Here is a 21,607-nt window from a genome sequence, read left to right on the forward strand (position 1 = left end):
GCCCCGAGCCGGAGCCGGGCACGGCACGGGTCCCGGAGCTCGGCGCGGCCGGGCCCGAGGGCCGGGCGGCGCGTACGGCCCTTGCGCTGCGGGAGGCCGCGTCGGCCGAGGCGTGGACGCTGCTCGATCATCCGCTGCTCGCCCTCGATGTGGCGGGTTCGCCGGCGTTCCTGGAGCCGGATGCGGTGGTGGTGCATCCGGACGGGCGGTGGACGGTGGTGGAGATCAAGTCGTTCCCGATGGTGGACGGTTCGGCGGACGCCGCCAAGGTGGGCGCGGCGGCACGCCAGTCCGCGGTGTACGTCCTGGCGCTCGAGGAGGTCGCAAGGCGCCTCGATCCGGCGCCCGAGGTGCGGCACGAGGTGCTCCTGGTGTGCCCGCGCGACTTCTCCAACCTGCCGGCGGCGTCCGCCGTGGACACCCGTAAGCAGATCGCGGTGACACGGCGGCAGCTGGCCCGGCTGACCAGGATCGAGGAGATCGCCGAGGCGCTGCCGCCGGGCGTCACCTTCGACACGGAGCAGGACGCGGCGGAGATCGAGGAGGCCGTCGCCGCGGTGCCGGCGACCTACGCACCGCAGTGCCTCTCCTCGTGCGAGCTGGCGTTCCACTGCCGGGACCGGGCGCGCGCGTCGGGGTCGGTCACCGCTCTCGGGCGGTCGCTGCGCGGCGAGCTCGGCGGCCTGTCCGAGGTGCGGCAGGTGCTGGCCGCGGCCCGTGGCAGCCAGGGCGATCCGGACGATCCCGCGGTCGCCGCGCTGCGCCGGGCCGCGGCGCTGCGGGCCGAGGCGCTCGGGGGTGTGCCGTGCTGAGCCGGCCGCCGCACCGCACCGGGAGGCCGTCGTGTCGCTGATCCATACGCTGGCCCGGCTCGAGGCCACGGAGTCGGGGCGGGCACAGCCGCTGGCGACGGTCCGGCACCGGCATCTGGCCGAGCGGCCACTGGTGTTCGTCCCGCTGACGACGGCCGGTGAGGCGGGCGCCCCGCTCGGCGCCCTGGTCGGCACGGACCGTCACGCACCGCGGCTGCTCGTGGTGCCGCAGCCACGCGACCGCGACCTGCGCTTCGCGTTCCTGACGGACCTCGCCGAGGTGGTGCTGCCGTACGTCGACGGATTCGCCGGGGACACGGAGACCGCGGAGCGCTCGACGACGGACCCGGAGAGCGGCAAGCGGGTCAAGGTCGAGGTGGAGCTGTGCACGGACGCCCCGCAGCTCCTCGTGCCCAGCCGGGCGGGCCTGGAGTTCGTGCGGCTCCTCGGGCGGTCGATGCGGTTCCGGCGTACGGCAGAGCAGGATCCGGACACCCCGTATCCGGCGCCTGCGCGGGTGCCGCTGCTCGGGCGCTGGCTGACGCATTTCGGTGAGCGGGCGCGGGTGCCCGGCTCCGCGCTGCTCATGGCGATGACGGATCTGCTGTCACGGCACTGGGCGGCGGGCCAGTCCAGCCTGGAGGACCAGCATCTGGGAGCACTGCTCGCCTGGATCGATCCGCCGGACGGCGCCTCGGGGGCGTCGGCTGCGCGGGAGGCGGAGCTGGCGCGGGACGCGACGGGCCAATTGCGCTGCCCGCCGGCCGGTCCCGCGACGGACCCGGCGTTCGACAATCGGCTCCTCGCCCCGGCCATCGAGCGATTCGACCGGGCGCGTACGGCCCTGGCGGCGGCCGACGACGGAGTCACGGCGGACCGGCGGCTCGCCGAACTGACCACGGCCGAGCGGGAGATCCGCGACCTGGTGGCGAGCCGCACCCGTCCGACCTGGGACGCGATGTGGCGGGGCATCGACCTGCTGCGCGGACTGCCCGAAGCGCCCCGGGACGGTGACCGCTGGACCCGTGACCGCTGGTCGTACACCGGGCATCGCGACCGCGTCCTCGCGGGCGAGCCACCCCAGCCCCGCCGCGACGACGCGGTGACGGCGGCGAACAAGCTGTCGGCGCGGGAGACCGCCCAGGCCCGGCTCGAGGCACAGGAGGCGCTGGACGATCCGCTGGTGATGGCCGGGCGGCGGCTGTCTGGTGAGGCGTTCGCCGGCGAGGTCACCGAGGTGGCGATGGCGTACAGCGACAGCAAGCGACCGAGCCCGCGGCCGCTGGTGACGTTCCGGACCGCGGACCGCCCGCACCTCGGCGAGCGGACGAAGGTGTTCCGCGATCTGGCGGGCAAGCCGCAGTCCGCCGAATTCGTGGGCTACGCAGACGAATCGGAGGACGCAGCCGCAGGCGCGGCCGGGACCGGCGCCGGGTCGTCGACGGTCGTGCTGCGGCTGCTGGACAAGATGGGCCGCGGCAAGGAGCCCGAGGCGGGATCGGTGCCGGAGCCGGGCGAGCGGGTGTGCTGGACGCTGTTCGAGCACGCGCCGCGCGGCGGGCCGGGGCTTCCGGAGCCGGAGGACACCCCGTGGACGCACGGCGGCCCGCCCGCCACCGCGGCGGAGCAGCCCGACCGGACGACCGCGGAGGACGTGCTGTGACGACCGCGGAGGACCGTGTGAATCCTGCCCCCGAGCCCTTCGACCCGGCCGCCGAGGCGGGCCGCGCCACGGACGCGATCCTGCACGACACGCTGCACGGCACGTCCCGCGGCGTGGTCGTCGACTCCCCGCCGGGCGCGGGCAAGTCGACCCTGGTGGTGAACGCCGCACTGCGCCTGGCCGGCGCCGGCCGCCCCCTGATGATCGTGGCGCAGACCAACGCACAGGTGGACGACCTGGTCCTGCGCCTCGCCGAGAAGGACCCGTCGCTGCCGGTGGGCCGGCTGCACAGCAGCGACCCGGACCCGTACGACCGGGCGCTCGACGACCTGGAGCAGGTCCGCAAGTCCGCGAAGGCCGGCGATCTGGCCGGCCTCGACGTGGTGATCTCGACGGCCGCGAAGTGGGCGCACGTCAGCGGCACGGACCCTTGGCCGCACGCCATCGTCGACGAGGCGTACCAGATGCGTTCGGACGGGCTCCTGGCCGTGGCCGGACTGTTCGAGCGGGCGCTGTTCGTGGGCGATCCTGGCCAGCTCGACCCGTTCTCGATCGTGGGGGCCGAGCAGTGGGCGGGGCTCAGCCACGATCCGTCGGCGAGCGCGGTGACCACGCTCCTCGCGCACAACCCTCAGCTGCCGCAGCACCGCCTCCCGGTGTCCTGGCGGCTGCCCGCATCGGCGGCGCCCCTGGTGTCGGACGCCTTCTATCCGTACACACGCTTCCGCAGCGGTACGGACCACGGGGACCGGACGCTGCGGTTCGGGGTGCCGTCCGACGGCTCCGGTCCCGACCGGGTGATCGACGAGGCGGCGATGTCGGGCTGGGGCCTGCTCGAACTGCCCGCCCGGCACACCCCGCGGACCGATCCGGAGGCGGTACGGGCGGTGGCGTCGGTGGTGCGCCGGCTGCTCGACCGGGGCGGCGCGACGACCAGCGAGCGGACCACGGATCCGGTGCCGCTGACCGCCGACCGGATCGCGGTGGGCACCGCGCACCGCGACCAGGCCGCGGCCGTACGGTCCGCACTCGCGGAGCTCGGCGTCACGGGCGTCACGGTGGACACGGCGAACCGCCTGCAGGGCCGCGAGTACGACGTCACGGTGATGCTGCACCCGCTGTCGGGCCGGCCCGACGCGACCGCGTTCCATCTGGAGACGGGACGGCTGTGCGTCCTCGCCTCCCGGCACCGGCACGCCTGCATCGTGGTGTGCCGGGCGGGTGTGGCCGAGCTCCTTGACGACCACCCGTCGACCGAGCCGGTGCAGCTGGGGGTGACGGTGAAGTTCCCGGACGGCTGGGAGGCCATGCAGCACACCTGGGACGTCTGGTCCAACCACCGTGTGCCGATGCGCACTTGAGCGGGTACGCATCCGGCGAGGCCCTCGGCACCAGCGGGCGCCGGCCCGCGTCCTGGCCGGGGGCACGAGGCGTACTTGCACGAGGTTGGACAATGGAAGGTGGCCCGGAGCGGGGCCACCGGGAGCGTGGCACCGGCGACGTACCACCGCACGACGAGAGGACCAGGCACATGGCGGAGCCCGAGCAGACCGGGCGGCGGCTGCGACCCGCGCCCCTGCTCTTCGAGCCGGCCGAGGCGACCGCCGACCCGGAGCATTTCTTCGACCTGGAGTCGATCGACGATCCGCGGGAGCTGCTCGCCAGGGCCACGGAGCTGACGCTGGCCTTCCGCGCGGCGACGGACCGGTCCCTGGAGTTCCAGGCGATCGCTGCGGCCCAACTGGCCGATCCGCGCCGCTTCGACCGGCTGACGACGGCGGCGATCGCCGAGCGCGCGGACTGGACGGAGGACTACGCGAAGAAGATGGTCGAGTTCGGCCGCGAACTGCTGCGCGGCGCCGAGGGCTGAGCACCACGGCCGGCCGACCACGTACGGCCGCCGTCACCCGCAGCCCAGAAAGGGCGGATGGCATATGCGGTGGCCGCAAGGTACTCCGCCGACCCCCGTCCTGTCCCGATTTCCGGCAACTCACGGAAATGACGGCATTACCGCCAGTAGACCTGTGTGCATGAGCATCCGGCAGCACAGCGCAGAACACAGCGCAGACATCCGTGACCGGCACGGCGCGGCCCCCTCACACCTCCCGGCCCCCACCGCCCCCTTCGGCACGATCGTGCACGCCAGGATCGACACCCCGCACCCCTCGAGCGTCACCTCCGAGGGCGCCGCCTGGCTCGCCGCCTGCACCTCCCACCCGCGCAGCACCCTCGCCCTGTGGAACAGCCGCCCCTCGGCCCCGGTCGTCGTGCCCTGCGGCACGGGATTCGACGCGGTGAGCGTGCCCGCGGTGTTCGGCCGGGCCGTCCTCGACCAGCTCTGGGAGTCCGGTCCGGGATCCGGACCGGTCGCCGCACACCGCGGCCGGACCCTGCTGTTCGCCGCGCCGGGCACCGCGCAGCGGCTCCCGTCCCTGCTCGCCTGGGAGGAGTGGCACCCGTCGGTACCGCCCCCGCTCTGCCACGGCGCCGGGGATGCGATCACCGTGCCGCCGGTGCATGGAGCGGGCGGCGAGTGTGCGCCGCACCCGATGGATTCGCGCTGGCTGGTGGCCCCCGACAGCCATCGTCCGTGGCTTCCGGGACCCGAGGTTCTGCTCTGGGCGTGCGTCCGAGCGGCCCGTTCCGCGGCCCGCTCGGCGGTCCGTATATCGATTTTTCCTCGCGCCGATCAGGGTGCTAAGGTCTACGACGTCAGCAGGCGCCGTTAGCTCAGTTGGTTAGAGCAGCTGACTCTTAATCAGCGGGTCCGGGGTTCGAGTCCCTGACGGCGCACAGACGACGAAAGGCCCTCCGCTTCGGCGGAGGGCCTTTCGTGTTGCCGCCTAGTCCGGCCTAGGTGGTGATCTTCACCGTCCAGGTCNACGAAAGGCCCTCCGCTTCGGCGGAGGGCCTTTCGTGTTGCCGCCTAGTCCGGCCTAGGTGGTGATCTTCACCGTCCAGGTCCCGGTCTTCGACTGCGATACGACCTGCACCCTGATGCGCTCCCCCGGCACCGTCCGGCTCTCTCCCACCTGCACCGGCGCATCGGCCAGTTCCGGATACACCGAGGAGTCCCAGCAGGCCCCCGAGTCCGGATGGGCGTCCACCACTTCGACGGGTCCGTGTCCGGACGCCGAGTCGGTGTGCACCCGGTAGATCAGTACGCCCTCGGTGCAGGTCTCCCGGTCGTTTCCGGTACGGCCGCGGGCCTCGATCGCCACCGCGCTGTCCCGCCCGGTACGGACCACCGCAAGGCGTTTGCCGCCGAGCTGACCGCGCTCGGGCGCAGCGGCGATCGGCTCCAGGCTCAGCAGGCTGTCGCCGGTGCCCTGCACGCAGGTGACCTGCTGCTCGTCCAGCCAGCCGAGCTTCCACTTGTGCCAGCCGAAGAGATCGGGGGCGAGGCCGAACTGGCTGCCCATCACATCCCAGTCACCGACATGGGTGTCCCAGTCGCCCTTGCCGTCCGACGGCCGGTGGTACAGGTCCGGCAGGTCGAAGACATGGCCGGTCTCGTGCGCCAGGACGTTCCGGTCGGGCGGGTGCCGCTCGAAGACCGTGACGATCCGCCGCAGGTCGGTGCCGTCGGCACGCAGCGGACGGTCGAAGTTCACGACCTTCGTCGCATCCGAGTCGACGCCCGGCGCATCGGGGTCGGCCACGAAATAGACGACGTCGTACCTGCTGAAGTCCACCGAGGGGTCCGCCGCCGCCAGTGCGTCGCGCAGATAGGCGCCCCGTTTCTGCGTGGGCCAGTCGCGCTGTATCTCGTACGAGGAGGACGGCTCGGGCATCTCGATCCAGTGCTTGCCCGGATGCACCGTCAGGGCGAAACGGCCGTACGAGGCGCGGTGGAAGAACTCGCTGGTGGCGGGGAAGTGGTCCGCGGCCAGCTGTCCCGGTGTGGCCAGCGGCTCCGAGTCGGGGAACGACAGGAACACCATCACCGCGTCCAGGCGGTCGACGGGCTTGGGATAGGCACTGTTCCAGGTGTCGAGGCCCTCGGAGTGGTGGGCGGAGGTCCGCTCCAGGGCGCAGGGCCCGGCGAAGGAGTCGGCTGCGACCGGCCCCGCCGCGAGGGAGGTCGCCGCAAGGGCGACGAAGGAGGTGAAGGCCGCCGCCGCACGACGCACACGCGGCGAGAGCTCCCGCTCACGAGGTGCAGAAGCAGGGTGCGGCGGACGCGGCACGTCGGACCTCCGGGGGCGGGCTGGGGGGTGTGATGCGAAACCCGCACGCACCCCCTGGGGGACACCCCACCCAGCCTGTGCCGCTTTGTTGCGGTATGCCCTGTTCAGCTGCCCCGGACGAGTGAGGAGCCGACACTCCGGGGATCACGCAACGTCACAGCGGCGCCGACAACCGGTCGCGCACGGACGAGTTGTGCCGTCGAGCCGACCATGCTTGAGCAGAAACGATCTGGCATGGCGACGGCATCCAACCGGCCCGGCCACCCCGCACCCCGCAGGAGCACTCCCGCCCGTACAAAGGCTGGATCGGCGCTCCGGCCAGCCTCTATGATCGGCACACTTTCCGGCCGACCACCCATCCGACCTGTACGAGAAACGACTGCCCTCCGGGAGCGAGCGGTGAGCGGAATGTCCGAAGGCCCGGCCTTCACGGCGCCGACGGCCACCGATGACATCGGGCCGATCGTCACTGATCGTGACGCACTGACCGGCCCGGGTCCTCAGCTGTCGTGCACCGAAGCGGATTCCGGCCTCCCGGACCAGGACACCGAACTGCGCGACGGGCACGCCGCCTTCCACGCCTCCCGGTCCGCGATGGCGGTGGTGGACGCCGACGGCCGGATCACGTCGGTGAACGACGCGCTCGGCGGCCTGCTCGGCCTCACCCCCGACGAGCTGCGCGGCCGCTCCGTGGCCGGCCTGGTGGACCTCGCCGCGCAGGACCGCACCTGGCACGCGTACCAGGAGATCCTGCGGGGCCGCCGCGCCGGACTGCGCTGCACCCGGCGGCTCAAGCATCCCGACGGGCACTCCCTGTGGGCGCAGGTCACCGTCGCGCCGCTGGACCGGCGCGGTGCCGTCCTGCTCACCGTCACCGATGTCACGGCCAGACGTGAACTGCAGGCGCAACTGCACCACTTGCGGCTGCACGACCCGATGACCCGGCTGCCGAACCGGACCCTGTTCTTCGAGCGCCTCACGGCCGCCCTCGAAGCGGCCGACGAGGCGACCGGCACCGGCCGGATCGGCCTCTGCCACCTCGACCTCGACGGCTTCAAGGCGGTCAACGACACACTGGGGCACGCCAGCGGCGACCGGCTCCTCGCGGCCGTGGCCGACCGGCTGACCCGCTGCGCCGACCGGATCGCGGCGCGGGACGGCGGCCGCGAGATCCTGGTGGCCCGGCTCGGCGGCGACGAGTTCGCGCTCCTGGTCGAGGACTCGACCGGCACCGAACAGCTGACGTCCCTGGCCCAGGCGGTACTCGACAGCCTGCGCGAGCCCTTCGACGTCGGCGGCCGGCAGCTCGTGGTGTCGGCGTCGGTCGGCGTGGTGGAGCGCCGGGCGGCCGGCACCACCGCCACCGGCCTGATGCAGGGCGCGGACACCACGCTGTACTGGGCGAAGGCCGACGGCAAGGCCCGCTGGTCCCTCTTCGACCCCGAGCGCAACGCCCACCGGATGAACCGGCAGGCGCTCGCCGCGACCCTGCGCCCGGCCGTGGAGCGGGGTGAATTCGCCCTGGAGTACCAGCCGTTGGTGGGTCTGGACGACTGCGGGGTGCGGGGTGTGGAGGCGCTGGTGCGCTGGCACCATCCGCAGTTCGGGACGCTGGCGCCGAATCGGTTCATCGCACTGGCCGAGGAGGACGGCTCGATCGTCGAGCTGGGCCGCTGGGTGCTGCGCACCGCCTGCGTACAGGCCAGGGCCTGGCAGTTGGAGCATCCGGAGCGGGCGCCGGTGTTCGTCAGCGTCAATGTCGCCGTACGGCAGGTGTGGGACTCCGACCTCGTCGCGGACGTCGCCGCGACCCTGCGCGAGACGGGGCTCGAGCCCGGTCTGCTGCAGCTGGAGCTCACCGAGTCCGCGGTGATGGGCTCCGCCGGGCGTCCGCTGCGGACCCTGCAGGCGCTGAGCGAGATGGGGGTGCGCATCGCCATCGACGACTTCGGCACCGGCTATTCGAACCTCGCGTATCTGAGCCGACTGCCGGTCTCCGTCCTCAAGCTCGACGGATCGTTCGTGCGAGGTTTCCAGTACGAGAGCGGCGACGGGCAGGCGAGCGAGGCCGACGAGACCATCGTGGAGGCGATGGTGCAGCTGGCGCACCGGCTCGGTCTGACGGTGACCGCCGAGTGTGTGGAGACGCCACAGCAGGCCGACCGGCTGCGGCGGATCGGCTGTGACACGGGTCAGGGCTGGCTCTACTCGCGGGCGGTGCCGCCGGATCGTATCTCCAGCCTGATCGGCTCACCGGTCGGCACCGGCGGGAACTGAGCGACCGCGCCGGCCGACTGCCGTCGGATCACAGCTGCGGCAACTCGTAGGCGTCCGCGATCAGTTCGTAGCTGCGCAGCCGGGCCGCGCCACCGTGCGCGTTCGCCGTGATCATCAACTCGGCGGCTCCGGTGCGCTTCTGCAGGTCGTCGAGTCCGGTGCGTACGGCGTCGGGGGTGCCGTGGATGACGTTCCCCAGCCAGCCGTTGACGAAGTCCTGCTCGATCTCGCTGAAGGTGTGGGCCTCGGCTTCCTCGGGACTCGGCACCAGACCGGGGCGGCCGGTGCGCAGCCGCACCATCGACAGGGCGCCGGTCAGGACCTGCCGGCGGGCCTCGCGCTCGTCGTCCGCGGCGAGCGCGGCGACACCGATCAGGGCGTACGGCTCGTCGAGGACGGCGGAGGGCCGGAACGACTCGCGGTAGAGGTCGAGTGCCGGGATGGTGTTCTGCGCCGAGAAGTGGTGCGCGAAGGCGAAGGGCAGTCCCAGCATCCCGGCCAGACGGGCGCTGAAGCCGGAGGAGCCGAGCAGCCACAGCGGCGGCCGCGCGGGCGACTGCACACCGCCGGGCGAGGTCGCCTGCACCGGCCCGGGGACCGCGTGGATCTTCGCGTACGGATGCCCGTCGGGGAAGTCGTCGTCGAGGAATCGGGTCAACTCGGCCAGCTGCTGCGGGAAATCGTCGGCGCCCTCATTGAGCCGCTCGGTACGGCGCAGCGCCGCGGCGGTCGCACCGTCTGTGCCCGGCGCCCGGCCGAGGCCGAGGTCGATGCGGCCCGGGGCGAGCGCCTCCAGGGTGCCGAACTGCTCGGCGATCACCAGCGGGGCGTGGTTGGGCAGCATCACGCCGCCGGAGCCGAGCCGGATGCGGCTGGTCCTGGCGGCGAGGTGGGCGAGGATCACGGCGGGCGAGGAGGAGGCGACCCCGGGCATCGAGTGGTGCTCGGCGACCCAGTAGCGGTGGAAACCGCGGCGCTCGGCGAGTGCGGCGATCTCGGCGCCGGTGGCGAGCGCCTCGCTCGCGGTGTGGCCCGCGCCGACGGTGGCCAGATCGAGCACCGAGAGCGGTACGGATGCCGTGCCCTGTGCCTTGCCGCGGATGTCGTCGCTCACCGGTGCTCCTCCTGCATAGCTGCCCGCGTCCGCCCGCGCGTGGGCGTGCGGGCGTCTTCTGACGTCCCGCCGTGGCAAACAGGAGGGCGACTCCGGTTATTCCCGTGAACTGCTGCCGTGCGCCGTCCTGCCGTCAGCCCTCCGCCTGCACCAGCGGTTCGCGGGTGAACAGGGTCCCGAGCGCGGGCGCGTTCACCCGGCGGTCGACCAGGCGCAGCGCCTCCCACACGGTGACCTGATTGGCGGTCAGGACCGGCTTGCCGAGCTCGGTCTCCAGGTCGCGGACGTACGCGGCGGTGTGCAGGGCGGTGTCCGGCAGCAGGACGGCCTCCGCCTCGGGGTGGTCGCCCGCGCGGGCCATCGCGAGAACCTCGTCGTACCCCCAGGTGCCGACCTCGGCCGCGGTGATGATGCCGCTGCCGCGCATCGCCACCACCTCGATGCCCGCGGCCTTGAGGAAGGAGGTGAAGTGGGTCGCGACGTCCTCGGGATAGGTCGCGGCGATCGCGACCTGCCGCGCGCCCAGCTCGCGCACCGCGTGGGCGAAGGCGAACGAGGTGCTGGAGGCGGGCAGTCCGGCCGCAAGGGCGAGCCGGCGGACCTGCTCGTGCGCCCCGTCCCAGCCGAAGACGAAGCTCCCGCTCGTGCAGGACCAGACGACCGCCTCGGCTCCCTCGAGCCGCAGTTCCTCCACCCCCGCGGCCAGCCGGTTCGCCGAGCCCATCTCGAGCAGGGCGTCCACCCGGTGCGCGTCCTCGCCGATGTCGGTGTGGACGAGGGCGAGGCGGATGTCGCTCCCGAGGAGCTGTTCGATACGCGGGTAGTCGTCCTCGGCGGAGTGGCCGGGGTACAGGAATCCGAGTGCGGTCACTTACGGCCTCCGTACGGTTCGCTGTGCACGGTTCACTGCGGGCGGGTGCCGGTCCCCCGGTGCTGCCGGGGGCGCCGGTCATTCGGTGGTCGGATACTCCGGATACGCCGGAGGTTCCGCCACGGGGGGCGGTTCGGGCAAGGGTGCCTGAGGGAAGACCTCGCCCAGGGTCCGGCGCGCCGAGTCGTCGATCAGCGCCTGGTACGGGCCGACCGCCGAGGTGCCGAGGCGGCGCAGGGCGGCCCACATGGTGACCTGGTTCGCCGAGATGACGGGGATGCGCAGCTCCGCCTCGAGCTGCGGGATCGCGTCGTACGTGGCGAGGTTGGTGCAGCTGATGAACAGGGCGTCCGCGTCGCCGACGAGCGCCTCGCGCGCCATGCCGACGACGTCCTTGTAGGGGACCTTCCAGATGTGCCGGGTCAGGCCGAGCGAGGAGCGCCCGGTGACCTCGACACCGGCCTCGCCCAGGTAGTCCTCGAGCGCCCCGGTCACCGACTGGGTGTAGGGGGTGACCAGGGCGATCCGGCGGGCGTCGAGTTCCGCGAGGGCCTCGAGCACGGCGCCCGATGTGGTGAGCGAGGGGACCTCGCTCGCGCTCTCCATGGCGGCGCTCATGGTGCGTTCGCCCGCCATGCCGTCGACGAAGCTGCCCGAGGTGCAGGCGTACGCGATGACCTCGGGTTCCGCGGCACTGAGGGCGCGTACGGCGTCCCTGAGTGTCGCGTGCTCGCTGACCAGCCGGGCGAGGTCGAGGCTGACCTCCACCGGCACGTACGGAGTGCGCGTCAGATGCAGTGAGATCTCGTCCGGAACCCAGCGCCAGAGTTCCCGGTCGAGCGCGAAGTCAAAAGGGGCGACGATTCCGATACCGCGCTGTGGGTGTGGTCCACCCAGAAATGAGACGTCCATAGCTGGCCCCAGCTGTATGAGCAGGTATGACGGAGGGCCGGCCGGTGGCCGGAAGGAACGTTGAACCGGCACTCGCCGGGACGTCGGGACAGAATTTCTTCGGGCGAGACTGTCGTCCCGAGGGACGCGCGCAGTGCCCTTATTGACGACGGTAGGTTCGGGTGCGAGCGTGGTCAATCCGCGCATCTCACACGGCTTCGGCCCATTCCTACCAGGGAAGCGGATCAGCGTTGCAAAACGGTTTCCCCGCGATGTCCGAACTCAGTCTTCTGGTCCTCGACGCCGACCCGCCGCCGCGGCTCGGCAGCCTTTCCGGGCGCGTCCGCGTACTGCACGCCGACGCCTCGAATCTCGCCGAACAGCTCCCACTCGCCGACGTGCTCCTGGTGTGGGACTTCCAGTCGCACGCGGTACGGCACGCCTGGCCGGGCGACGGTCCGCGGCCGCGCTGGGTGCATACGGCGAGCGCCGGCGTCGACCATCTCCTCAGCCCCGAACTGGCCGCGTCCGACACGGTCGTGACGAACGCGCGGGGTGTCTTCGACCGTCCGATCGCCGAGTTCGTCGCGGGCCTTGTGCTGTCCTTCGCCAAGGACCTGCCGGGCAACTGGGCGCTGCAGCGCGAGCACCGCTGGCGGCACCGCGAGACCCGGCGGGTGGCGGGCACGCGCGCGTGCGTGGTGGGTACGGGACCGATCGGGCGGGCCATCGCCGCGACCCTGGAGGCGCTCGGTGTCACCACCGCGCTGGCCGGTCGCACCGCCCGCGACGGGGTGCACGGCCCGGAGGATCTGCCGCAGTTGCTCGCCGGGGCCGACTGGGTGGTGTGTGCGGCTCCGTCGACCGAGGAGACGCGTGGCATGTTCGACCGCGGCCGGTTCCAGCAGATGCAGCCGTCGGCGCGGTTCATCAACGTCGGCCGCGGCGATCTGGTCGTCGAGGACGACCTGGTCGAGGCGCTGACGAAGCGGTGGATCGCGGGTGCCGGGCTCGACGTGTTCGAGCAGGAGCCGCTGCCGGCCGACAGTCCGCTGTGGGACGCGCCGGGTCTGCTCGTCTCCCCGCACATGAGCGGGGACACGATCGGCTGGCGGGACGAACTCGGTGCGCAGTTCCTGGAGCTGTTCGAGCTGTGGGCCGCCGGGAAACCGCTCAGGAACGTGATCGACAAGCAGCGCGGATACGTACCGGGCCACTGAACTCCGGCGCGGTACCGGCGATCCGCGACGGCGCGGTGCGTGATCGGGCCGTGACTGCGGGTACCAATCTCCTCCGGCACATCTCTGGCAACCCCTCGGGAGGGCGGATGACCGAGCTCGGCGGACTGACCGCGGCACAGCTCATCGACGGATACCGCAAGGGCGAGTTCACCCCTGTCGATGCGACCCGGGCGGCCCTCGACCGGGTCGAGGGCACGGAACCTGCGGTGAACGCGTTCGTCCGGGTGGACGCGGAAGCGGCCCTCGGGCAGGCGGCCGAGTCCACGGACCGGTGGCGGCGCGGGGAGCCCGCCGGGCTCCTCGACGGCGTGCCCGTATCGGTGAAGGACATCCTGCTGCAGCGCGGCGGGCCCACCCTGCGCGGCTCCCTCGGCATCGATCCGGCCGGCAGCTGGGACGAGGACGCCCCTTCGGTCGCCCGGCTGCGGGAGCACGGCGCGGTGTTCATCGGCAAGACCACCACTCCCGAGTTCGGCTGGAAGGGTGTCACCGACAGCCCGGTGTCGGGCGTCACCCGCAATCCCTACGATCCGGCGCGCACGGCGGGCGGCTCGAGCGGCGGTGGCGCGGCGGCGGTGGCACTCGGCGCAGGGCCCGTGGCGCTCGGTACGGACGGCGGCGGCAGCGTGCGCATCCCCGGCGCATTCTGCGGGGTGTTCGCCCTGAAGCCGACGTACGGGCGGGTGCCGCTGTATCCGGCGAGTGCGTTCGGCACGCTCGCGCACGTGGGCCCGATGACCAGGGACGCGGCGGACGCGGCGCTGGTGATGGATGTGATCAGCGGTCCCGACGCCCGCGACTGGTCGCAGCTCGCGCCGCCGCCCGGCTCGTTCCGGGACGGCCTCGACGCCGGGGTGCGGGGCCTCAGAGTGGCGTACTCCCCCACGCTCGGCGGGCAGGTCCCGGTGCAGCCGGCGGTCGCGGCGGCGGTACGGGGCGCGGTCGAACGGCTCGCGGAGCTCGGGGCGCATGTGGAGGAGGTCGATCCGGACTTCAGCGATCCGGTGGAGGCGTTCCACACCCTGTGGTTCAGTGGGGCCGCCCGGGTGACGCAGCACTTCAGCGATGCGCAGCGGGCGGCGCTCGATCCGGGCCTGCGGGAGATCTGCGAGGAGGGCGCGAGCGCGAGTGCCCTCGACTACCTGGCGGCGGTGGACGTACGGATGGAACTCGGCCGCCGGATGGGCCAGTTCCACTCGACGTACGACCTGCTGGTCACGCCGACCCTGCCGATCACCGCGTTCGAGGCGGGAGTCGAGGTGCCGAAGGATTCCGGCCACCGGCGCTGGACCGGCTGGACCCCGTTCACGTACCCCTTCAATCTCACCCAGCAGCCCGCCGCGACGGTGCCGTGCGGTCTCGATCCGGCGGGACTGCCGATCGGGGTCCAACTGGTGGCGGCCCGGCACGCGGACCCGCTCGTCCTGCGGGCGGCCCACGCGCTGTACGCGTCGGGGGCCGCCGATGTGCCGGGTCCCGAACTGCCTACACCCGGCGGAAGCTGAGCGTCTCGCCGAGTGCGCCCGCGCGCCACAGGTCCTGACAGGCCTCGGCCATCCGGTCGAGGCCGTCGACCACCTGTCCCCAGACGATGCCGGGGACGTACCCCACGTCCGCGTTCAGAAGCAGGTTGTTGCGCTCGTAGAACAGCGCGAGGTCGACGACGGTCTCCTGCTGCGGGGTGCCGTATCCGTAGGCCTTGGTGGCCAGTTCGGTACCCGAAAAGGTGAAGTAGCAGAGGTCGCCGGGGATCGGGGTGATGGTCGGATTCTCCAGCGGCGGCTCCTGGGGGGCGAAGGTGGGCAGGAGGGCGTAGATCTCGTTACGGGCGTACTTGGCGTGATAGACGTCGCCGCCGAGCGGCAGCGCGTCCCAGACCGCCTGGCAGGTCACGGGTGCGCGGTCGTCGAGGAGTTTCGCCGTGCAGCGCACGTCCCGCTTGTCGAGCGAGACTTCGATGTGACGGTCGGTCATTTGCCCTCCTATCGATATCTTTGATGCCTCTGCGGACCAATACTGAGCCACCCGACAGGCCCCTGCATACCTCCTCCGGACGCGCGTCCATCTGCATCAAGGTCTGAAAACGATCGGCATATCTCGTCGCCGCTCGGGTAGCCGCGCGCCCATGGCTCCACCACAGGGGAACAACTCAGGAAGCACGAAAAGCGGGCTCCGGCGCCGCTCACTGCTGGCCGGCGCGGCAGCGCTCGGCGCGGTGGGCGCGGTCGGCGCGACCAGCGGATGCAGCCGGGTGGCCACCGCGGACACCGGAGACGGGGGGCACCTTCTCGATCAGCTGCGGGCCAAGGGCACTGTGACGCTCGGTCTGGCCGGTGAGCAGCCGTACAGCTACATCGGCACGGACGGGAAGATGACGGGCTCGGCTCCGGCCATCGCACGCCGCATCTTCAAGGAGCTCGGCGTGGACAACGTCGACCCCTTCGCCACGGAGTTCGGCTCGCTCATCACGGGCCTGAACTCGCTGCAGTTCGATGTGGTCGCGGCCGGCATGTACATCAACGAGGAGCGCTGCGGCCAGGTCATCTTCGCCGATCCCGAGTACCAGATGCTGGACGCCTTCATCGTGAAGGAGGGAAACCCGAAGAACCTCAACAGCTACAAGGACATCGCCAGGACCGGGGCCAAGATGGCCACCGGCATCGGCTATGCCGAGATCGGCTACGCGGAGGAGGCGGGGGTCAAGAACATCGGCACCCTCCCCGACCAGCTGGCCGGCCTGCTCGCCGTGCAGCAGGGTCGTATCGACGTGTTCGTCGGCACCGCGGTCACGGTGTTCAACGCGGTGGAGCAGGCGGGCAAGGGCTCAGGCGTCGAGGCGACGAAGGAGGTCCAGCCCTACGTGGACGGAGAACCCGTCATCGACGTGGGCGCCTTCGCCTTCCGTACGCCGGAGACCAACCTGCGCAACGCGTTCAACCGCGAGCTGCACAAGCTCAAGAAGAGCGGTGAACTCCTCGAGATCATGCGTCCGTTCGGCTTCACGAAGGACCAGATGACCACGATCCGCGCAGAGGAGAAGTGCAACCCATGAATGAAATCACCGCAGGTTTGTGGGGTCTCCTCTTCGACGGTCTCTGGATCACCGTCCAGCTCACCGTGTACAGCGCGGCGCTCGCCGCGGTGGTGGCCTTCGTCATCGGTCTGGCGAGGACGCACCGTCTGTGGATCGTCCGTTTCCTGTCCGGGGCCTACTTCGAGATCTTCCGCGGCACGTCCGCACTGATCCTGATGTTCTGGATCTTCTTCGTGGTGCCGTTGCTGTTCGGCTGGCAGCTCGTCCCGATGTGGGCCGCCGTGCTGGCACTCGGCCTCACCTACGGCGCATACGGCTCCGAGGTCGTACGCGGATCGGTCGCGGCGGTCGCACCGGCTCAGCGCGAAGCGGGGATCGCGTTGAGCTTCACCTCCGCGCAGCAGCTGCGGAAGATCATCCTTCCACAGGCCTGGCCCGAGATGGTGCCGCCGTTCAACAACCTGCTGATCGAGCTGCTCAAGGGCACCGCCCTGGTCTCGGTCGTCGGCGTCGGCGACATCACCCGGGAAGCGAACCTGGTGCGCAACGCCACCGGTGACAGCGCCCCGGTCTTCACGGTCATCCTGGTGATGTACTTCGTCCTCGCCTTCGTGATCACCCGCGGCATGCGGGTCGTCGAGCGTCAGGCCAAGGCGAGCATCGGCCAGGCACCGCCCAAGTCCGGCGGCATCACCGCCAAGCTCGGCCTGCGTCAGCAGGTCGAGACCTCGCAGAGCGCCGGAGGTTCCTCGTGAAGTGGGATTGGTCCGCAGTCGGCGATTTCATGCCGAAGTTCTGGGACGGTCTGCTGGTCACCCTGCAGGCCCTGGTCCTGGGCTCGCTGATCGCCTTTGCTCTCGGCCTGGTCTGGGCCCTGGCACAGCGCTCTCCGCTCAAGGCGGTGCGCTGGCCGGTCTCGATCGTCACCGAGTTCATCCGCAATACGCCGCTGCTCGTGCAGCTGTTCTTCCTGTACTACGTGCTGCCCGAGTGGGGCATCACGCTCTCCGCGATGACCACCGGTGTCATCGGTCTCGGCCTGCACTACTCGACGTACACCGCCGAGGTCTACCGGGCCGGCATAGACGGTGTCCCGGTCGGCCAGTGGGAGGCCGCCAAGGCGCTGAGCCTGCCGCGGGCGCGCACCTGGACCGCGGTGATCCTGCCGCAGGCCATCCGGCGTGTCGTCCCCGCACTCGGCAACTACGTGGTCGCGATGCTGAAGGACTCGCCGATGATCATGATCATCGGTGTGCTCGAAATGCTGGGCGAGGCGCGCCAGTTCGGCTCGCAGACCTTCCAGATGGCCGAGCCCGTGACCATCGTCGGCATCGCCTTCATCCTCATCGCCTACCCGGCTTCCCTTCTTCTCCGAGCCCTGGAGCGTCGTCTTGTCCGCTGACAGCACTCCCACCGACAACATCAATCCGGCCGTCGACGGCAGCGAGCTGATCCGCTTCGACAAGGTCACCAAGCGCTTCGGCAGCAATGTCGTCCTCGACAACCTCGACTTCTCGGTGAACTCGGGCAAGCACGTCACGCTGATCGGACCTTCCGGTTCCGGCAAGACGACGATCCTGAGACTCCTGATGACCCTGCTGTCGCCCGACGAGGGCACCATCAAGGTCGGCGGGGAGTACCTCACGCACGAGGAGCGCGGCGGCAAGCTGGTGCCGGCGGGCGAGAAGCACACCCGAGAGGTCCGCAAGAACATCGGGATGGTGTTCCAGCAGTTCAACCTCTTCCCGAACATGAAGGTGCTGCGGAACATCACCGAGGCCCCCGTGCACGTACTCGGCCTCTCCAAGGACGAGGCCGACGAGCGGGCCCGCGAACTGCTCGACCAGGTCGGGCTCGGCGACAAGGCCGACGCGTACCCCTCGCAGCTGTCCGGTGGTCAGCAGCAGCGGGTGGCGATCGCCCGGGCGCTCGCGATGCGCCCCCAGGTGCTGCTCCTGGACGAGGTGACCTCGGCGCTCGACCCGGAGCTCGTCGCGGGCGTCCTGGACGTGCTGCGGGACATCGCACACAGCACCGACATCACGATGCTCTGTGTGACGCACGAGATGAACTTCGCACGGGACATTTCGGACCAGGTGTTGATGTTCGACTCCGGGCGGGTCATCGAATCCGGGAGTGCGGAGAAAATCTTCGGGGATCCTGATCATGAGCGGACGCGGGAGTTCCTCAGCGCTGTGCTGTGAGTGCGGAACGTAATCACCGAGCTCCCGGCTTCAGCGTGTGACTGTGGCATATGCCAGGGTGGTGCGCTCCAGCGTATCGGGCGTGTCCCGTACGTGGAGCGCACCACCTTGTTCGTCAACAGCCCCTCCGAATCGGGTGCTTGGCCGCTATCGTGGTACGAGCCCAGCTGTCCGGAACCGGTCCATGCAGGGGGGATACCGTGGCGCTGAAGCCAGAGCCGACCGCGCCGTACCACTCGGTGCAGCACGCCCTGCGTGTTCTCGAAACTGTCTCGAGGCACGGCACGGGTGTGACCGACGTACAGATCGCCCGGGAGACGCACCTGCCCGTGAAGGCACTCGCCTCGCTGCTCCTGATGCTCCGACGCGAGGGTTACGTCGAGCAGGTCGCCGACGGCGCCTACGTCCCCGGGACCAATCTCGCGATGATGGCCGCCTCCGCGGGGCACGACGGCGTGATCGCCGAGCGTCTCCAGCAGATTCTGGACCGGCTGCGCGACTCGGTCGGCGCCGCCGTCTACATCAGCCGGTACGTCGACGGCGAGGTCAAGATCACCCAGTTCGCGGCGGGCCCCGACACCCCGGCGGTGAACGAGTGGGTGGACTTCCGCTCCGCGGCGCACGCCAGCGCGGTCGGCAAGAGCCTGCTCACCCAGCTGGATGTGAACGGCCGGCGGGACCACCTCTCCCGCCACCGCCCGGCCCGGCTGACCTCGCGCACCATCACCAATGAGCGGCTGCTCTTCAACCGCCTGGACTCCCAGCCGCCCACGGTCCCGGTGCTCGATCTCCAGGAGTACGCGGTGGGCACGGTCTGCGCCGCGGTACCGATCACCGCCGGCTCTTCGGTGGGCTGCCTGGCCCTGTCGATGCCGATCGAGCACGCACACCGACTGCGCCAGGCGGCGGACACGCTGAACCGGGGTGCGGCACCGGTACTGCTGTCACTTGCCCTGTGAGCCTGGGTGAACCCGAACCCACCGGGGCCCGACGGGCCTAGGCCGGCCTGACGGCGAACATTTCCAAGTGGCCGCATTTGGGGCACCGGTGGGCGTCGATCTGCCACCGGGGCCGGCCCATCCGCTTCGCCCCGCCGAACACCCCGCGCTCGAGCGCTCCCGCGATCCAGCGCGAGTAGCCGCGGGCCCCCTGGCCAAGATCCTCCACGAAACCGGGCTCGAGCCCGGTCGTCCCGCACTGGGTGCACCGTATGCCGCTCATCGGGGCAGTGTAGGGCGCGGGCCAGGCGGGCGGGAGGCTCGGTGGCGGACGCGAAGAGCATGAGCAAGGGCCCCTCGGCGAACCGAGGGGCCCTTGCTGTCAGTCTGTCGGCGAATCGCTCGCCCGTGCGCCGTCAGGGACTCGAACCCCGGACCCGCTGATTAAGAGTCAGCTGCTCTAACCAACTGAGCTAACGGCGCCTGCTGACCGGTAAATAGTACCCGCCCGTGCGGGGTGCTCCTGACCACCCGGGGCGTCCGATGCCTGGTCAGCGGCCGAGCAGGTCCTCGCGGGCGTGTGCACGGTACTCCGCGAGCAGCGTCGCCCGGTCCTCGTCGGTCAGGCGCCGGTACGCGGCCGAGCCGGGCGGCCGCCACCACACCGGGTCCGGGCACCTGAAGCCCGCCCGGCGCAGCACGGCCCGGTGGATCTTGTTGGTGGCGGTGACCGGAAGCCGGGGCAGGATGCGGACGAAGCGGGGCACCATCTTGGGTCCGAGGTCCGGCTGCTCGTCGAGGAAACGACGGAAGGACCCGGGGTCGAAGGCGGTCGCCGTCCCGCCGGGCTCCTCCCCCGGGCCGAGCGCGAGAGACGCCATCACCTGGTCGCCCGCCACCGGATCGGGCACGGCATGGACGGCGACGGACTCGGCGGGCCCGTACCGGGCGAGGATGTTCTCGATCATCGCCGCGGCCAGATTCTCGCTGTCGACACGGAGCCGGTCGTCGTCGCGGCCCGCGAAGTACAGATAGCCCTCCGGGTCGCGGAAGAAGAGGTCCCCGGTCCAGTACCAGCCGCCGCGGAGGCGGGCTGCGTCGGCGTCGGGATTGCGCCAGTAGCCCTCGAACGGGCCCCGGCCGCGGTTGACCAGTTCGCCGATCGCCTCCGACCCGTTCAGGAGACGGCCGTCCGGGGCCAGTCGCGCGGGCGGGCGTTCGCGGCCGGTCTCCGGGTCGACGACGGCGAGATCGCTGCCTGGGGCCGCGCGCCCGATCGCGCCGGGCGGGGTGCCCGTGGTCCGCTGGATCGCGGCTCCGCCCTCGGACGACCCGTACCCCTCCACCAGACGTACGCCGAAGCGCTCGGCGAAGCGGCCCGCGTCGACCGCGCCCGCCTCCGTGCCGAAGCCGACGCGCAGCGGATTGTCCCGGTCGTCGGGCCGCTCCGGGGTGGCCAGGATGTACTGCACCGCCCGGCCGACATAGGTGAAGTAGGTGGCCCCGAAGGCCCGTACGTCCGGCAGGAAGGCGGAGGCGGAGAAGCGGCGGCGCAGTGCGATCGAGGCGCCCGCGGCGAGGGCGGGTGCCCAGTCGGCGAGCACCGCATTGCCGTGGAACATCGGCATGCAGATGTAGTGCACGTCATCGCGGCGTACGCCGAAGTGACCGGCGAGCGAGCGGCCGGCCGCGGCGAGGCGGCCCTGGGTGCAGATGGCGGCCTTCGGCGCGCCGGTGGAGCCGGAGGTGAAGTAGAGCAGGATGCGGGCACCGGGGCCGACCGGTGCCACGGTGGCCTCGCCCGGCAGGGCTCCGGCGCAGGAGGCGAGCAGCCGCGCGTACTCGGGTGTGCCGGTCACCAGGATGCGTACGCCCGGGAGTTCGAGGCCGTCGAGCAGGTGGAGGTGGGCGTCCTCGGTGATCAGGAGGCGGCAGTCGGTGTGCAGGATGTCGCGGGCGAGCTCGGGGCCGCGGCGGGTGGGGTTGATGCCGGCCACGGCCGCGCCCGCGAGGGCGGCGGCGCTCAACCACAGGGGGTATTCGGGGGTGTTGTCGAGCAGCACGCCGAAGTGCGGGGGCGCGTCGGCGGGCAGGAGTCCGGCGAGCAGTGCCGCCCTGGTCGCGGCGCCCTCGGCGACCTCGTGGTGGGTCAGCGCCCGGTCCTCGAAGCGGAGGCCGGTGCGGTGGTCGTTCCAGCGGTCGCGGACCAGGTCGGCGACCGTGCGGGCGGGGGCGGGGTCGGACGCTGCTGCGGTGCGTGCCTGCGGCTCCATGGGGCGGCACGATAAATGACGCATCGTCAGAAGTGGAGATTCCCGACGGAGTTTGACCGTACGGAGGGCGCCTCCGCGCGCGCCGCGGCCGTCGCCGGC

General features: G+C 71.4%; 20 protein-coding genes and 2 tRNA genes. 14 read left to right on the forward strand and 8 right to left on the reverse strand.

All coding sequences use genetic code 11. From position 1 onward, the window contains the following. From DY218_RS17255 to DY218_RS17280, 6 genes are all read left to right on the forward strand, one after another. The coding region (locus DY218_RS17255; protein ID WP_128556948.1) for a hypothetical protein at window positions 1–812 on the forward strand (812 nt) is incomplete at its 5' end. 31 nt (window positions 813–843) lie between these two features. Then, window positions 844–2,475 carry a hypothetical protein gene (locus DY218_RS17260; RefSeq protein WP_128556949.1) on the forward strand — a complete coding sequence of 544 codons (1,632 nt, stop codon included), beginning with the start codon at window positions 844–846 and terminating at the stop codon, window positions 2,473–2,475. After that, entirely contained in the window at window positions 2,472–3,836 is a 1,365-nt protein-coding gene (locus DY218_RS17265) for an AAA domain-containing protein (protein WP_233521659.1), read from the forward strand. Before DY218_RS17260 ends, DY218_RS17265 begins: the two co-directional genes overlap by 4 nt. Before the next feature lie 170 nt (window positions 3,837–4,006). After that, a complete protein-coding gene (locus DY218_RS17270) occupies window positions 4,007–4,345 on the forward strand; it encodes a hypothetical protein (protein WP_128556950.1) in 339 nt (112 codons plus the stop codon). Between the two features lie 160 nt (window positions 4,346–4,505). Then, the gene (locus tag DY218_RS17275; protein ID WP_128556951.1) at window positions 4,506–5,204 is read left to right on the forward strand and encodes a bifunctional DNA primase/polymerase; all 699 of its coding nucleotides are present in this window, start codon (window positions 4,506–4,508) and stop codon (window positions 5,202–5,204) included. Further along, window positions 5,195–5,268, forward strand: a tRNA-Lys gene (locus DY218_RS17280). The genes DY218_RS17275 and DY218_RS17280 overlap by 10 nt, the downstream gene beginning before the upstream one ends. A 143-nt stretch (window positions 5,269–5,411) precedes the next feature. On the opposite strand, the gene DY218_RS17285 is transcribed toward DY218_RS17280, so the two are convergent. Next, complete coding sequence (locus DY218_RS17285; RefSeq protein WP_128556952.1) at window positions 5,412–6,665, reverse strand: M6 family metalloprotease domain-containing protein; 1,254 nt, start codon at window positions 6,663–6,665, stop codon at window positions 5,412–5,414. A gap of 408 nt (window positions 6,666–7,073) precedes the next feature. Here DY218_RS17285 and DY218_RS17290 point away from each other — a divergent pair, with 408 nt between their 5' ends. After that, window positions 7,074–8,942 (forward strand): putative bifunctional diguanylate cyclase/phosphodiesterase, encoded by a 1,869-nt coding sequence (locus DY218_RS17290; RefSeq protein WP_128556965.1) that lies wholly within the window; start codon window positions 7,074–7,076, stop codon window positions 8,940–8,942. Window positions 8,943–8,970: 28 nt separating this feature from the next. Here DY218_RS17290 and DY218_RS17295 read toward each other — a convergent pair whose 3' ends face one another. The 3 genes from DY218_RS17295 to DY218_RS17305 all read right to left on the reverse strand — a co-directional run bounded on the left by DY218_RS17295 (window position 8,971) and on the right by DY218_RS17305 (window position 11,839). Continuing rightward, complete coding sequence (locus DY218_RS17295; RefSeq protein WP_128556953.1) at window positions 8,971–10,056, reverse strand: LLM class flavin-dependent oxidoreductase; 1,086 nt, start codon at window positions 10,054–10,056, stop codon at window positions 8,971–8,973. A gap of 133 nt (window positions 10,057–10,189) precedes the next feature. Then, window positions 10,190–10,927, reverse strand: coding sequence for a maleate cis-trans isomerase family protein (locus tag DY218_RS17300; protein ID WP_128556954.1), 738 nt, complete (start codon window positions 10,925–10,927; stop codon window positions 10,190–10,192). A 78-nt stretch (window positions 10,928–11,005) separates the two neighbouring features. Then, complete coding sequence (locus DY218_RS17305; RefSeq protein ID WP_199566769.1) at window positions 11,006–11,839, reverse strand: maleate cis-trans isomerase family protein; 834 nt, start codon at window positions 11,837–11,839, stop codon at window positions 11,006–11,008. A gap of 251 nt (window positions 11,840–12,090) precedes the next feature. Here DY218_RS17305 and DY218_RS17310 point away from each other — a divergent pair, with 251 nt between their 5' ends. Both DY218_RS17310 and DY218_RS17315 read left to right on the forward strand, forming a co-directional pair. Continuing rightward, on the forward strand, window positions 12,091–13,038 hold the full coding sequence (locus DY218_RS17310; RefSeq protein WP_128556955.1) for a D-2-hydroxyacid dehydrogenase: 948 nt from the start codon (window positions 12,091–12,093) through the stop codon (window positions 13,036–13,038). A 107-nt stretch (window positions 13,039–13,145) separates the two neighbouring features. Then, on the forward strand, window positions 13,146–14,564 hold the full coding sequence (locus DY218_RS17315) for an amidase (protein WP_128556956.1): 1,419 nt from the start codon (window positions 13,146–13,148) through the stop codon (window positions 14,562–14,564). On the opposite strand, the gene DY218_RS17320 is transcribed toward DY218_RS17315, so the two are convergent. Then, the gene (locus DY218_RS17320; RefSeq protein ID WP_128556957.1) at window positions 14,545–15,033 is read right to left on the reverse strand and encodes a DUF3830 family protein; all 489 of its coding nucleotides are present in this window, start codon (window positions 15,031–15,033) and stop codon (window positions 14,545–14,547) included. The genes DY218_RS17315 and DY218_RS17320 overlap by 20 nt on opposite strands. A 151-nt stretch (window positions 15,034–15,184) precedes the next feature. Between DY218_RS17320 and ehuB the strand changes: the two genes are divergently transcribed. The 5 genes from ehuB (at window position 15,185) to DY218_RS17345 (ending at window position 19,256) form a co-directional block, all read left to right on the forward strand. Then, the gene (gene ehuB / locus DY218_RS17325; protein ID WP_128556958.1) at window positions 15,185–16,111 is read left to right on the forward strand and encodes an ectoine/hydroxyectoine ABC transporter substrate-binding protein EhuB; all 927 of its coding nucleotides are present in this window, start codon (window positions 15,185–15,187) and stop codon (window positions 16,109–16,111) included. Further along, the gene (gene ehuC / locus DY218_RS17330) at window positions 16,108–16,848 is read left to right on the forward strand and encodes an ectoine/hydroxyectoine ABC transporter permease subunit EhuC (RefSeq protein ID WP_128556959.1); all 741 of its coding nucleotides are present in this window, start codon (window positions 16,108–16,110) and stop codon (window positions 16,846–16,848) included. Before ehuB ends, ehuC begins: the two co-directional genes overlap by 4 nt. Then, on the forward strand, window positions 16,845–17,495 hold the full coding sequence (ehuD, locus tag DY218_RS17335; protein ID WP_128556960.1) for an ectoine/hydroxyectoine ABC transporter permease subunit EhuD: 651 nt from the start codon (window positions 16,845–16,847) through the stop codon (window positions 17,493–17,495). The genes ehuC and ehuD overlap by 4 nt, the downstream gene beginning before the upstream one ends. After that, entirely contained in the window at window positions 17,485–18,297 is an 813-nt protein-coding gene (gene ehuA / locus DY218_RS17340) for an ectoine/hydroxyectoine ABC transporter ATP-binding protein EhuA (RefSeq protein ID WP_128556961.1), read from the forward strand. The genes ehuD and ehuA overlap by 11 nt, the downstream gene beginning before the upstream one ends. Before the next feature lie 200 nt (window positions 18,298–18,497). After that, window positions 18,498–19,256, forward strand: coding sequence for an IclR family transcriptional regulator (locus DY218_RS17345; RefSeq protein ID WP_128556962.1), 759 nt, complete (start codon window positions 18,498–18,500; stop codon window positions 19,254–19,256). A 37-nt stretch (window positions 19,257–19,293) separates the two neighbouring features. Here the strand turns inward: DY218_RS17345 and DY218_RS17350 are convergent, their stop codons facing one another. The 3 genes from DY218_RS17350 to DY218_RS17360 all read right to left on the reverse strand — a co-directional run bounded on the left by DY218_RS17350 (window position 19,294) and on the right by DY218_RS17360 (window position 21,508). Then, complete coding sequence (locus DY218_RS17350; RefSeq protein ID WP_119288067.1) at window positions 19,294–19,518, reverse strand: hypothetical protein; 225 nt, start codon at window positions 19,516–19,518, stop codon at window positions 19,294–19,296. Between the two features lie 126 nt (window positions 19,519–19,644). Beyond that, window positions 19,645–19,718: transfer RNA gene (locus tag DY218_RS17355), tRNA-Lys, on the reverse strand. Window positions 19,719–19,786: 68 nt separating this feature from the next. After that, window positions 19,787–21,508: a long-chain-fatty-acid--CoA ligase gene (locus tag DY218_RS17360; protein WP_128556963.1), complete on the reverse strand. Its 1,722-nt coding sequence runs from the start codon at window positions 21,506–21,508 to the stop codon at window positions 19,787–19,789. Between the last annotated feature and the right edge of the window lie 99 nt (window positions 21,509–21,607).

Source organism: Streptomyces triticagri (assembly GCF_003429565.1).
GTDB classification, from domain to species: domain Bacteria; phylum Actinomycetota; class Actinomycetes; order Streptomycetales; family Streptomycetaceae; genus Streptomyces; species Streptomyces triticagri.